The 12,988-nt window shown below is 45.8% G+C and carries 16 protein-coding genes; 10 read left to right on the top strand and 6 right to left on the bottom strand.

Features of this window, described 5'->3' with window-relative positions; all coding sequences use genetic code 11:
* The first annotated feature begins 16 nt into the window (after positions 1-16).
* Positions 17-1,942 (top strand): ATP-binding protein, encoded by a 1,926-nt coding sequence (locus HBUT_RS06745; protein ID WP_011822437.1) that lies wholly within the window; start codon positions 17-19, stop codon positions 1,940-1,942.
* A 78-nt stretch (positions 1,943-2,020) separates the two neighbouring features.
* Positions 2,021-2,278: an RNA polymerase subunit Rpo13 gene (locus HBUT_RS06740; protein ID WP_011822436.1), complete on the top strand. Its 258-nt coding sequence runs from the start codon at positions 2,021-2,023 to the stop codon at positions 2,276-2,278.
* Between the two features lie 47 nt (positions 2,279-2,325).
* Here HBUT_RS06740 and HBUT_RS06735 read toward each other — a convergent pair whose 3' ends face one another.
* On the bottom strand, positions 2,326-2,718 hold the full coding sequence (locus HBUT_RS06735; protein ID WP_228546730.1) for a hypothetical protein: 393 nt from the start codon (positions 2,716-2,718) through the stop codon (positions 2,326-2,328).
* A gap of 214 nt (positions 2,719-2,932) precedes the next feature.
* On the opposite strand from HBUT_RS06735, the gene HBUT_RS06730 reads away from it, so the two are divergent.
* Positions 2,933-3,178 (top strand): hypothetical protein, encoded by a 246-nt coding sequence (locus HBUT_RS06730; RefSeq protein ID WP_048061534.1) that lies wholly within the window; start codon positions 2,933-2,935, stop codon positions 3,176-3,178.
* Here the strand turns inward: HBUT_RS06730 and HBUT_RS06725 are convergent.
* The 3 genes from HBUT_RS06725 to HBUT_RS06715 form a co-directional block, all read right to left on the bottom strand.
* A complete protein-coding gene (locus HBUT_RS06725; protein WP_011822434.1) occupies positions 3,175-3,936 on the bottom strand; it encodes a DNA polymerase sliding clamp in 762 nt (253 codons plus the stop codon). The genes HBUT_RS06730 and HBUT_RS06725 overlap by 4 nt on opposite strands.
* A gap of 169 nt (positions 3,937-4,105) precedes the next feature.
* On the bottom strand, positions 4,106-4,519 hold the full coding sequence (locus HBUT_RS06720; RefSeq protein WP_011822433.1) for an AbrB/MazE/SpoVT family DNA-binding domain-containing protein: 414 nt from the start codon (positions 4,517-4,519) through the stop codon (positions 4,106-4,108).
* Positions 4,520-4,595: 76 nt separating this feature from the next.
* Positions 4,596-5,489: an Mrp/NBP35 family ATP-binding protein gene (locus HBUT_RS06715; protein WP_011822432.1), complete on the bottom strand. Its 894-nt coding sequence runs from the start codon at positions 5,487-5,489 to the stop codon at positions 4,596-4,598.
* A gap of 151 nt (positions 5,490-5,640) precedes the next feature.
* Between HBUT_RS06715 and HBUT_RS06710 the strand changes: the two genes are divergently transcribed.
* The 4 genes from HBUT_RS06710 to HBUT_RS06695 all read left to right on the top strand — a co-directional run bounded on the left by HBUT_RS06710 (position 5,641) and on the right by HBUT_RS06695 (position 9,619).
* On the top strand, positions 5,641-6,330 hold the full coding sequence (locus HBUT_RS06710) for a helix-turn-helix domain-containing protein (protein WP_048061533.1): 690 nt from the start codon (positions 5,641-5,643) through the stop codon (positions 6,328-6,330).
* Between the two features lie 93 nt (positions 6,331-6,423).
* The gene (locus tag HBUT_RS06705; protein WP_011822430.1) at positions 6,424-6,870 is read left to right on the top strand and encodes a hypothetical protein; all 447 of its coding nucleotides are present in this window, start codon (positions 6,424-6,426) and stop codon (positions 6,868-6,870) included.
* 47 nt (positions 6,871-6,917) lie between these two features.
* The gene (locus HBUT_RS06700; protein WP_011822429.1) at positions 6,918-8,540 is read left to right on the top strand and encodes a DEAD/DEAH box helicase; all 1,623 of its coding nucleotides are present in this window, start codon (positions 6,918-6,920) and stop codon (positions 8,538-8,540) included.
* A 77-nt stretch (positions 8,541-8,617) separates the two neighbouring features.
* Positions 8,618-9,619, top strand: a complete 1,002-nt coding sequence (locus HBUT_RS06695) for a hypothetical protein (protein ID WP_011822428.1) — start codon at positions 8,618-8,620, stop codon at positions 9,617-9,619.
* 91 nt (positions 9,620-9,710) lie between these two features.
* Here HBUT_RS06695 and hjc read toward each other — a convergent pair whose 3' ends face one another.
* Positions 9,711-10,157, bottom strand: coding sequence for a Holliday junction resolvase Hjc (gene hjc, locus HBUT_RS06690; protein WP_011822427.1), 447 nt, complete (start codon positions 10,155-10,157; stop codon positions 9,711-9,713).
* A complete protein-coding gene (locus HBUT_RS06685; RefSeq protein ID WP_011822426.1) occupies positions 10,150-11,709 on the bottom strand; it encodes a PINc/VapC family ATPase in 1,560 nt (519 codons plus the stop codon). The genes hjc and HBUT_RS06685 overlap by 8 nt, the downstream gene beginning before the upstream one ends.
* A 183-nt stretch (positions 11,710-11,892) precedes the next feature.
* On the opposite strand from HBUT_RS06685, the gene HBUT_RS09720 reads away from it, so the two are divergent.
* From HBUT_RS09720 to HBUT_RS06675, 3 genes are read left to right on the top strand one after another with little or no spacing between them, the layout of a single operon-like run.
* On the top strand, positions 11,893-12,171 hold the full coding sequence (locus HBUT_RS09720; protein ID WP_194840472.1) for a helix-turn-helix domain-containing protein: 279 nt from the start codon (positions 11,893-11,895) through the stop codon (positions 12,169-12,171).
* Complete coding sequence (locus HBUT_RS06680) at positions 12,116-12,445, top strand: hypothetical protein (RefSeq protein WP_011822425.1); 330 nt, start codon at positions 12,116-12,118, stop codon at positions 12,443-12,445. Before HBUT_RS09720 ends, HBUT_RS06680 begins: the two co-directional genes overlap by 56 nt.
* A gap of 15 nt (positions 12,446-12,460) precedes the next feature.
* Positions 12,461-12,982, top strand: a complete 522-nt coding sequence (locus HBUT_RS06675) for a class I SAM-dependent methyltransferase (RefSeq protein ID WP_011822424.1) — start codon at positions 12,461-12,463, stop codon at positions 12,980-12,982.
* Positions 12,983-12,988: the final 6 nt, after the last annotated feature.

Genomic DNA, 12,988 nt, shown 5'->3' with positions numbered 1-12,988 from the left:
CGAGGTTTAGCTATCCTTGCTACGATACGGCCCAATTACCGCCAGGGTAGCTGTACTGGATACCAGGTTATTAGCATCGCTAGCAGCTGTAGCCATAACACTGGCACTAGTGTTAGCCTTAGGCTATCCCTTACAAATACCAATCGCAGTAGCAGCCGTAATAGTACCGCTAACAACAAGTTCAGCAGTAGTGTCAGCCATAGCTCTCATATACCTAGCCGTAAGTAGCATAGTATTTGCCCTTGAGACACTAGGAGACCTTAGCATGCAACTACTACTATACCCAGTGACACCGCTTATAGGTAGGGAAATTCAGCCCGAACTCTCCCTTGAAGTAGTATTTGCCGCGGCGCTAACTAGTACAGCAGCGTTAATCAATCTTGGACTCCTAGCCTTCTTTGGGGTAAGATACTTCAGGGGAGTATATGTTGATGAGTTCATGGAAAAACTGTCAAAACATAATCTGAGAGATAGCCTATGCAAGAATCCCCACCAAGTACTATATCTTACAACGGCCTATACACTACCACTATATGCAACACTGAAAGTAATCTACGCAACATCACGGACACCTATATTCTACGATACCACAGTATTGGCTGTAACCCCACTTGTGCTCATTGCCCTTTCAGCAAACGCCGGAGCACACGAAACAGACAAGATGGCTATACTACCGCTAGAAGTACTACTAGCAGGCGTAACGACACCTATAGCCCCTTATACAGTACTTGCGCTAATAGCAGCACTAAATCTGGAAGAGCTAGAGGCTGCACGCACACTGGAAGCCAGAAGAGCCGAACCTATAGGGTATGCGCTAGCATACCTAGCTAAGCTGCCAAGGAGAAAATATAGAATCGAAGGCCATATAGGCGCTGGCTATATCTACTGGTGGGAAAGGCTACGTAAGCCGATACCCTACAAGCCATTACTCTCAAGACCTATACATGCATTGGTGACAGGAGTAACGGGCTCGGGCAAAACTACACTAGCGTCAAGAATTATAATGGCTGCAATAGAAACACACAATGACCTTGCCGTAGTGGTAATAGATCCTCATGGCGAGTACAAAGCAAAACTATCAGATAGAATACCACTAATACACCTCGATGTAAGCAAGATATCAATAAACCCCCTTGATCATATGGGGTTTAACCCATCGGAGCGTATTGTAGAACTCGTAGAGCTATTTAGGAAGCTGTTTAGGCTTGGCCCCTTACAAGCAGAACTCCTCGAGGAAGCACTTAGACTAGCCTATGAAGCTAAGGGAATCATGCTTGAAGACCCTACAACCTGGAATAGGGAGCCACCAACACTTAGGGACTTAACACAAATTCTCGCGAGAATAGCACGAAACGACGAGCGTGGCCTAAGACTGCTAATGCATATACGCAGTCTCGAACTGAGCCTCTTTAGCGGTAGAACGATTAACCCCCGAGAGATGCTGAGGCCAGGTCACGTAACGATAATTGATTTATCAGGGACACCCTCCACAGTGCAACAAGTACTTACAGTAAATACACTTCTAAGACGCCTATATACGTATTTCAAGCAGCGGGGTCAATCAGACAAGCTTGACTTCCTAATAGTGATAGATGAGGCACACATATTTGCATCAAGAGATGTTGCTGGCAGCATAGTGGGAAACTATGCAGCAGAATTGAGAAAATACGGCGTAGCCCTACTCATAATCACGCAACAACCCAATGAACTAGACGAAATGATCCTTGCAAACACGCTGCTTCGAATAGTACTGAGGCATGATGAGCCCAAAGTAGTAAAGTATCTTGCACAAAGTCTTGCAGTTGAAGTAAACGAGGAACACCGAGCTGCTCTAGAGCTAACACTGCATATAATCAAGCCAGGCTATGCTATCATACGTGATCCTGAAATTAGAACACCACTTCTTGTAAGGATAGACGTAGAAGATCTTACCCGCGATTAGGGTAGAAAATATTACTACAGCAGCTGTAGCTGTGTGTCGGCTATATGGAATACAAGAATGCCTTAAAAGGTGGCTTCTATGTCGGAGGAGGAGTTTGTGACAGAACCCATAGAGGAAGGGGAAGTAACAATAACAACAGCTGAAGAGGAGGCTGAAGAGGAAGTCGTTACTGTAGACATAGATGTAAATGCCGCTCTTCTAGAAGCTATGGTCGCAAGAACGGAAATAATAGAGAAGCTCGCTAAGGGAGAATATAGAACTGAAGAAGCCATCACAATGCTACAGTCGATAGCAATACCATCTCTCGAGAAGCGACGCCGAGCAAGGAAAAAGTAGCGCAATGGAAGGATAAAGCGACCTATGACTCGGCATAGACTAGAAGCTCAAAAAGCACGTTCCACCTCAACCTCAAACCCTAGCTCACGGAGTACCTGCTCAATAAGACCTACATCAATTCTTCTATCAAATATTATTACAACACGTTCTTCGCCATTATCGCTTGTGTACAGCTTTATCTTGTCCACAACAACTCGACCCCTAATATAGTCGTCAGGCCTGCGAGGTGGCGCAAGATAATCCTTAAACTTTTTACGCATGTACTCATAGAATTCCTTGAAGTTCCGTATATATCTCTTAGCTTCCTCAACATCTTGAGTCTTATAGCCCAGTCTTTCTTCTATTTTCTCCAATAGCTGTAGGGCTGTTTGCGCAGAGAGATCTACGTGCTTGTACTTGGCCATATCTACTTCAACTATAACCTTCGCCAAAGCTGTCACCCATTCTAACTGTTGCTCCTAGTTCCTTGGACTTAAACTCTTTAATTTTTGGCCACGGCATCATCCCTCGAGGCAGCCTACAAAACGGGGCTTACCTCGAGTATTGTGCCCCGCCGCGATTACTGCACTCTCATCGGTCAGCCGTAAATCTAGGCTAGTCCTCAACCCTTTATATCGTTCCTATATTGTTAAGTGTAAGGCTGGGCTTCCAGTCATGAGCATTTACTGGGAGCGCTGTAGCATCTGTGGAAGACACCGCCCAACCAGGCAGTGCTGGCTACATCCAGAGAGAATTATATGTCCATACTGTTGCCTTGCATGCCCCGAGCGGAGCATATGTCCTAGGCCTGCATGGTTCCCCACGCTTAGACATGTACAGCCTGCAGCCAAGCCCCAGCCTAAGCTTGAGGAAGCTAGGAGGGCCTTAGAGGAACTTCTGAGAAAGCTTGAGGGAGGCTAGACTCTGGGCGATATCCAGTATATTAACAGCCCGCCGCCGGGCAGGTCAAAGCTTAGTCTCATCGGCAATGCCTCACCATATTCCAGTGTTACGGTATTAGCAGCCGTTGTTGCCTTAACAGCCGCTTTCAGCAAGTCTATCGAGTACTTAGCACGTATCGGGGTACCGCCTTCAACATTTAACGTTATAAGTGGCATGCCAACCTTGAGTACACCCATATACTTCTTCTGAGCCGACTCAGCATAAACTTCTATTCTATCCTCGTACGCCGCAAACTCGACTTCGTCGCTTACTATCTTTGCATCATTTATAACATTCTTAAAGTCGTCAGCCATCATTTTCGCTGTAACCGTTAGCTCCACCTGCGGTTCAGCAAGCTCTTCAACAGTACCCTCACGAAGAGATACATAGAAGCTACGTACAACATTAGTCTTTTTATCTATGAAGTTAACCTCAAGTCTACGATGCTCCTCGTCAAGCTTCAGCTCAACAATATCATTTCGCGTACCACGCTTAGCAACCTTGTTAAGCTCGTCAGCTAGCACTATGAATGTCTTCTTATCCTCGTCTAACTGGTACTCTTCGAAGGCTGTAACGGGAAGCCTTAGTATAATCATTGTCGTCTTGTCAGGTGTTAGCGTTCTTACGTCTAGACCGTCTTGCGCAACAATGAATGGTATTTCATCCATAACCTTTGCAATAGTCTGGATTATATACTTAAACTTTGTTGCTGCGGGGTAGACGGCTCTAAACCCCATATAGCTCCCCAGGGTTATTACTCAGCTCTGGAATCCCTCTTAACATGTTAGGGTAAAAGAAGTAATGTAGCGCTAAAAACCCGCATACTTAGACTATACTTATGGGCGCCGTGATGCAGCTCTACCCGCCTTGAGCCGCCGCGATGAAGACCATACCACCGACTGAGCGCTATCTATGCTGCAGCTGTTTTATCTGGACAAAATGGACATCCTCCATGGCTGAAAGCTCTGATTTTATCTCGTCAATACTTCGCGTGCTCTTAGACAAATCTATTATTATTATGCATTCTGCATTCTCGCCGCGCTTAACAGTTGTACATTGTGTTGCTACCTGGTCGACATCTAGCTCTGCAAGCTTTGAGGATATACGCGCTAGAGCACCAGGCACATCCTTAAACTCTATTCGGAGTTCGTAGAGGTTCTCACCGCCACCGGGTAGCGGTGTTAGAATTATCTCACGCCTATCGGTATCAGCTATCAGAATAAGGTTCATACCTTCAATGACGTTTAAGGCTTCACGTACTACTAGGGGTATGGTCACTCTTCCCTTACTGTCTACCTTCACTATCTCGGTGAACCGCATTCGACCCACCAGTTTGTAATCCAGCAACATGATAAAAAATAATATAAATTTTGGTTGTTAGCTCTCTGGAGTAAAATCAACTCATGCTATTCTGTGATTTTCCTTCAACTATCTCGGCAACATTGCCTGCTATCTTGAGGAATGCCTTGGAAGCCTCGCTGTCAGGGTACTTTAGGAAGAATGGTTCGCCAGCATCATTGGCACGTGAGATTCTCGGGTCTATCGGTATCTCACCCAGGAACCTAACGTTGTATTTCTCTGCAACTTTCTTACCCGCACCCTCACCAAAGATGTAGTGTATGCTTCCATCAGGACAACGGAAGTAGCTCATGTTTTCAATTATGCCTATGATATTTGCTCCAAGCCTTCGAACAAAATTTACAGCCTTGGAAACAATTACTCCAGAGACGTCAGAGGGTATCGTTACTATTAGAACACCTGTTAGATCCTTTATCAGCTGCATTATTGTTAACTGCTCATCGCCTGTGCCTGGTGGTAAGTCTATGAGTAAGTAGTCCAGCTCCCCCCACTCTGCGTATGCAAGCATTTCACGTATAGCTGATGAGGAGAGGGGACCACGCCATATGACTGGCAAGTCCTCCTGTGGAAGCATAAGGCCTACCGATAATACTTTCACTCCTAGAGGAGCTGTTGGTGGTATCAGCCTGCCATCTTCTGTCCCGTAGACAGTGCCTGGTGGGACACCCATCATCTTAGGGATTGATGGACCGTAAATATCAGCGTCTAATACTCCAACACGTTTGCCCATATACGCTAAGGCGAATGCTAGGCTAGCAGTTACAAATGATTTTCCTACCCCACCTTTACCGCTCAATACAGCTATTTTGTACTTTACCTTTCTCATACTCTCTTTGATCATTTCCTCCTGCTTCCTAATCTTCTTTATAGCTTCGATCCGTGCCCGCACTCCTGGCGGAACACTACGCTGCTGGCCATTTTGTGAACTCATCGTTTCTTCAACCCCTGCTAATCCTTCTTCCAGCTCTGCTGTAGCTAGGCACGGGGGATATAACGTATCTAGGCAGCTACTATACGCTAGTTGATAGGGAGCTTAACCCTCTCCGTCAGCCCTGTGTGCACCGCTGGAGCGTGGGTTAGCCGTGCAGCTTACGATATATGAGCGCTCTATGGCCTCGTGCCTATTATGGTTTATACGCCGCTTCTACACTAACAACGAGCTGAGCGAACTACTGGGAGTTCCGCCATCGCTTTTGAGCCGATACACTAACGCCAGGAATGCACCACCAGAGGACCTTGTATGGCGAATACTTGACGTGTTTTTGAAATCCAACAGGATTCGTAAGTACGTATCCACACTCGTCGAGAAGAAGATCCTGGCTGGACTTGCCGAGGACAAAGGGTTTATCTGCGGGCTTACCTTAAGTGCAATACATGTCCTGGAGCGGAAAAGAGGCATTACTGGGCTCGACTTAGTTATAACATTTAATGAGCCTATTGTAGAGGTTGGATACACTGTAGCACGTAGACTTCATGCGCGACTAATAATAGGCTATTATCCGCCTTTCACGCCTCCAGGCGCAGATTACTGTGTGGTGCTTGAGGCTAGCAATACCCTGCACATGCCACTATGCTTCCAGGAATTCCCACGGCCAAGGTTACGACGACACGAAGCTCTAGTTATTCTCCCCTTCCTCATACAAATTCCACGAGAAGCGCTTGTTAGTGCTATCTCCTCCCTCATCTCGGTAAAACTTGTAGTTGCTCCGCTCTGCAGACACGGCACAGATAATGCATCGGAGGCCAAATTTACCTGCCTCTACACTCTCTAATCTCTGCACAGCTTGGATGGGCAATGCATGCGATGACCGCGGTTTTAAGAGCTGAATACGGTTATGATGAAGAACCCACGCTGGGAGCAAAATATGCAGGCAACCATACGTAAGCTAGTTAATGATGATAAACTACTGGAACTACTTGCATATGCCTCTATACATGACTGTGAACACATTGTATTAGTAGTATCAGCTAGCAAAAACTGTATTGTTGCAGTAATTCTCCACCTTTTAATACCTATTGAAAGTATTGAGTTTAGCCTACCAGAAATCCTTGATATTAAATACGTCTTAGCCTGCCCTACTAATGAGCCATGTAGAGAATACCTCGAAAAGATACCAGTAGATGATGTAGAGTATGTTTATCGTGATGGAAGTTTAGTCCTAGTTGTAGTTTCCGAAGAAGGATATGCAGCTGACATGCTGAGTAATTATTGTGACAAGCTAAAAGGAGGGCTGCAGTATTATTGTGTAGAGAACTATTATGATCTCCCACATATAGTATATAGGGTATTACATGGGGGTATAACGACGTAGACAGTATACAATTATGCTGATTGTAGCTTGATTCGCAGGGTGCGGATATGAAGGTAAGATTTCGGATCTGCAAGTGGCTCAGCCGCGAAGAGTTTCTCGAGATAGTTTCCTTTGCAGATTATGTTGGTAGAAACGGAGGCTGTAGCATATTCGAGCTAAGTCTTACCGGAAGGCTTGATCTCGATAAATTACTCGACTTCCTCAATAGCCTTGATTCCTTCGGAGCAGTATTCGAAGATAGGGATCGTAATATCCTAGAAGAATTTAAGAAAAACATTAACACCGTCATCATCGAGGCTATTGAGCCAGGCATAGTGGTGCTTAGATCACGGAGAATGCTTGCCGATTTTCTACATGAGTATAGGTCTGATGGTAGTGTCTGGTACTCGCGGAAGCATAAGGGCTTTGTTGTAAAGCCATATAGGCTTGTCGATGTTGTCAATAGGCTTCGCAGCGAGGGCTTCAGAATTGAAGATAAAACAGGGATTCTTGAACCGAGGGAGAGACTGAGAATAGAATTTGTTGGTAAACTAAGAGAATATCAAGCTGAGGCTTTAGAAGCTTGGGTTGAGAATAGCTATCGTGGCGTTATAGCGTTACCTACAGGTGCTGGTAAGACTATTGTTGCGTTAGCTGCAATTGCCAGGTTGAAGCTTCCAACACTTATCGTCGTTTATACCAAGGAGCAGGTTCGTGAGTGGCTGGAAAAGATTAGGAAGTTTCTAGCTTTGCCACTAGGGATGGTTGGCGCATACTATTCTGACGAGAAGAGACTTGCAGCAATAACCGTTACGACATACCAGTCCGCCTACCAGCATATAGGCCTACTCTATAACAGGTTTGGCCTTCTGGTTGTTGATGAGGCTCACCACCTACCAGCCGACAAGTTTAAGCTTATAGCAGAAAAAATCCTTGCACCGTACCGTCTCGCATTATCTGCTACACCCTACCGTGAGGATGGGAGACACGAGGAACTGTTTAGACTTGTAGGCGGGGTAATCTATGAAAAGAGCTTGCAGGAGCTAGCAGAAAGGGGTTTTGTAGCATCATTCCAAGTTATACCGGTGCTGGTTAACCTCGAGCCTGACGAGAAGAAGAAGTATGAGAAGTTAAAGAACGAGTATAAGGTACTCTCGGCTGGCCGCAAGGTCGAAGAACTCGTTAAAGCAGCATCTGCAGGCGATGAAAGGGCTAAAAAAGCCCTACAACTTCTTAGTCAAATGCGTCTACTTGTTGCACTATCTAGAGCTAAGCTTGCTGAAGCAAAGAGGATTGTAGATAGCGAGCTTGCTAAGGGCTCAAAGATACTTGTCTTTACACAGTATATCGAGCAAGCTGAGCGTGTTGGCAAAATTCTAGGCGCACCGGTCATAACTAGTAAGACTGACAAAGCTAGGAGAGCACTAGCTTTTGAACTCTTTAAGCGTGGCAGGTATAGGGTATTAGTTTTAACCACAGTTGGCGATGAGGGTATCGATGTCCCTGATGCAAATGTAGGGCTGATACTTTCCGGTACTTCTTCTAGGAGACAATTTATACAGAGGCTTGGTAGGCTACTAAGGCCCCAGCCAGGTAAGGTATCGAAACTATATTATATTGCTGTGCGTGGTACTGCAGAACAAGCTATTTTAAAGAAGATTGCCGAGGAAGTACTTGCATCCATGACTTAGGTGGATTTGTGTTTTCTACGCATTAAACCCTATAGCTGGGCTAGTATAGCCAGTGTTGCGGAGAGGAAGGGGAAGCCTTGGCTAAGGGCGAGCTACAACTCTATCTTGCGGGTGAAGGTAGTAAAGACGTCTTCTATGAGAGTAACCTACCACAAATGTTGCTTGGTGGTGATACTCACCCAACAAGCTATGATGTCAACTTTCTGTTACCCTTCCCTCCGGAGAGGACCACTGATGTACTGCTAGAGGTTGGAGTAACCACATGGAGCCTGGAACCATTCAGGTGGAAGATATCGTTTAATAACGTTGTCGTGACGAGAGAGTTTAAGCCAAGCATATGCACGTATATTAATGGAGGAGCTGCGTATTGCAAACTTGTATACAATGTTAAGCCGATAGTTGATTCTAGGCCTTCGAACCCGTTGTCGGTATCGATACGATATGCTGGTGTAAGAGAAATACGTCTAGACCATATAGGACTCTTTGCAGTAGCCGAGGATGCCGACGTAAAGGCAAGATACTACTATCTCAGTGGCGCTCTAGCTTTAAGCAATGGAGAAGTCTTCTCAGTAAAGATGCCATTTAGGTTTAGCAATGCTAGAATCCACATAATAGTTAGTATGCCTTCACCCGAAGCGCTTATCGTTGCTAGGGCTGGAGGTAAAATCATAGAGCTAGGCAAGGCTGTTGGCATGGTTGAGTACCAGCACACACTGGGCGATATTACAGAGTTAGCTTTAGAGGCTACGAATGTACAGAGTACACTGCTAGTATCATCCATACTTGTGTACGAGGTTGAGGCGCCGACTCCCACGGTTAAGATCGAGCTAGAGTTCATAGAAGGTGATGAGGCTAAGATTACTATAGTCAACGAAGGCAATGGTGTAGCTGAGAAAGTTATAGCTCTAAGCATGGCACTAGGCTCTGTGCTAAGCCGCCAGGTTGTAGGTGATCTAAAACCGGGAACAAGTAAGAGCTTGACTGTTAAAATAAGACCCGGAACCATTAATACAATTAGGGTCATATGGAGTAGCCGTGGCAAGCTAGAATTTAAAGATCTTAAAATTAAGCCACGTTAGTATATTGCTCGTGATGAGTTACTCCCGGGCCGACAATTCCTAGTGGGTGACGAAAACTTACCCAACTGATACATCAACATGCTAGAATCTACTACACATGGCGTGCCACGTATCTTGTTAGACTCTCGTTCTGAATCCTGTTAACGAATTCATCTAATGTTAGTACCTTCATGCTATTTAGGTCTATCTTGTATCTTCCACCCGCTGTCTCTGCAAGGTTATCAACAGGGACCACTAGCCAACCCTTGCCCAGTAGCTTTATTGCTATGTATGCTTTTCCTCCAGCACGCTCAGCAAAGTCAACGAGTTTCAATATCTTCTCCTTCTCTATGTATATTGTCTCGCTTGTTGTACGATACTTTACCTCGAAGACGAATATTTTTCCGCGATACATAGCTACTAGATCAGGATAGAAGACATGCTTTGCCTTAGAGCCACTTGCTGGTGCTCTTACTACGGCAAACCCCCTACTCCATAGCTTGCGAGCGAGTTCTCTTTCAGCGTTGAATCCCTTGCTACGTATCTGTGCTCTACCCAACCATGTTCACCCTAATCGTAATGCCGTACTTGTCTTCTAGCTTCTTTAGCCTCTTCATCTTCTTCATGAGGGTTTTCGCCGCTATGCGTGGCACATTCAATATGACCATATTGTCTCTTATCTCGACTTCAGCGCCCGGTATTAGTCTCTCGATTATCCTCTTCAGCTTTTCCTCATAACCTAGAGTAGCGACTTGTTTTACAGGAACTACTACGGTCTGTTCTCCAAAGGTGTATATCTCGTATTCCAGTTCGTCTGTTAGTACGTCTCTCACCTCTACTACAGGGCGGGCGAGATCTGCCTCCCGAAGGCCCGTTGGCAGCTTTACTGTCATGCGAAGGCCATAGACTTTCTCTACACGTCCCCGATGTATGAATATAACCGTATCTATTATGCTTGGCAACATGCCTATGTCTACTCTCCTTATGAACCTCTGTATAGCGTCTATGGGTGATGTAGCGTGTACAACGCCTATCATACCTATACCTGCAAGCCTTAGATCAATATACAGCTTGAAGTCCTCATCGGTTCTAAGCTCGTCGAATACTGTGTAGTCGGGCCTACTCAACAGTAGTATATCATGTAGTTCGCCCACATCCGCATAAGTTTTAGAATACTGTGTTATCGTGGGAGGAAGCACCATATCGCGCGGCGACTCTATGGTCTTCACTATCTTTCCTTTGGAAGCATAGTACTCTGCCAGTGCTTGTGCAAACGTAGTCTTACCCATGCCTGGCGCTCCCGCAATGAGTATACCTTCTGCACGCTCCTCAAGTCTACGCATTAGTTTGCTTGGCAGCTTGTAGTCTTCAAGTCTAAGTTTCTTGACTGGCCTCACAACAGTTATTTCCCAGCCCTCGCTTAAAGGCGGCCTTGTAATCACGATCCTATATTTGCCAAGCTGGATTATTGTTGAGCCTCTACGGTCTATTTCTATGAACCCGTCGGGTCTTCTCTTTGCAACTTCGATAATCTCCTTAGCTATAGACTCTACCTCCTCTCTATTTAGAGGCTTTGAGTCAAGGTCTACTAGCAGCCACTCCCCGGGTGTACCCTTCTTCGCTCGAGGCGGGACACCCTCCTTGAGATGTATGCTCATTGTTGTCTCATCAAACATTGATTCTATTTTCAGCTTCTCCTCACGGCGTGGCGGTATGTATATCACACTTACGCCAGTTGCCTCTGCAACCAACGCTTGTACCCTATCGGCCGTTATGAGCGTCGCACCATTCTCGTACGCATAGTCCCTTATGAGCGCGTCAATAGCTCCTAGATGCGCATACCTAATATCACTCGGTGACGGTCTCTGGCCAACAATTTCAATATCTATTAGTCCTTCCTCTGCCAGCTCCCGTAGCCTCTTAAGCTCCTCCAGCCCAGAAAACCCCGTAGCCTTACCCTGGTTAGCCTGGTTCTCGAGTTCAGATATGACAGCGCGATGGATCAGTATTTTACCCCTAATCCTCCCTTCCTTTACAAGCCTGGAGACTAGTCCCTCTATGACGACACTCGTATCCGGTACATAGGCTGGGATGGGCTCTAACCTATACACGGCGTTTCTACAGCCCCCATACACTATTAGCTAAGGTACCCGAGAGGAGAATATCAGACTAGTGAACCCCCTTATAGTGTAGTGATGCCCAGACTTATACTGGGAGACCGGGTGTAATGCTTACTTTCAGCTAGCCCCTACTCTAGGCTAATGCCTTACTTACGCATAGCTTATGGGGTATAGATGTCTACGCTTCGCGTTAAACTCGACATAGAAAAGCTTGCAGCGACACTCGTTTACAGCGGTTACACATACATAAGCGTATACCAGCTCGCACGAATACTAGGCATTACCACCAGGACTGCAGGAAGAATCCTAGCGGAAATGGAGCGTAAGGGTCTAGTGTCACGCTGGAGCAGAAGAACATATAAGCTAGACGTTGCAAGAGCGCTAGCTGGTGAAACATTTGCCCAAACCAGTGAAGCTTGTCCTAGTAACAGCAGAACACCACCCGCAGCATAAGCTCTGGCTGGATCTCCTAGAGCGCCTGGTAGAGAAGACAAGGCTGAAAAAGGAGATAAAGATAGAGGACTACGTCTACCTAATAGAGCACGGCGACACAGACGAGTATGGTATGGCGTGGCTCCCACAACTACTTGTTGAGCTAAATGATGGCTCCGTAAAACTCCTAATATCACGCCTACCTCTCAATAAGAGTCTACAACCCGACATCGATGAAGCTGAAAGACAAGTACTTAGAAAGCTAGCTGAGTTGGGCTTAAACGTTGAATCGTAAGCTTCGAGGTGGAACATGACTATTCTAGTACCATATGTCCCAACACCAATACCCGTTGTCTATAAGATGCTTGAGCTTGCCGGCGCATCCAGCGACGACGTACTATATGACCTCGGGTGTGGAGACGGCAGGATACCCATTATAGCTGCGAGAGATTTTGGTGTTAAACGTGCGTACTGTGTAGAAATACGAAGTGACCTGGCAAGGCAAGCTGCCGAAAACGCGCGTAAACAAGGTGTTAGCGACAAGGTAATCGTTGTGAATGAGGACATGTTCAGGGTCAAACTAACAGATGCAACCATTGTAACACTATTCCTCTTAACAAGTGTAAATGATGCATTAGCAACAAAGCTGACAAGCGAGCTTAAGTATGGAACAAGGATAGTCTCTCACGAGTTTAGAATAACGAAATGGAGACCTCTCGTATACGCAACAATAAATGATGGCAGAGTATCACACAACATCTACCTATACATAATTGGCTGGTCCGAAACATCTAACACGATACTTAGAGCGCGAAACCACGGCTCAATGTAAAACTTA

The sequence above is a fragment of the Hyperthermus butylicus DSM 5456 genome (genome assembly GCF_000015145.1).
Lineage (GTDB): Archaea > Thermoproteota > Thermoprotei_A > Sulfolobales > Pyrodictiaceae > Hyperthermus > Hyperthermus butylicus.
This window is presented reverse-complemented; position numbering and strand designations above follow the sequence as displayed.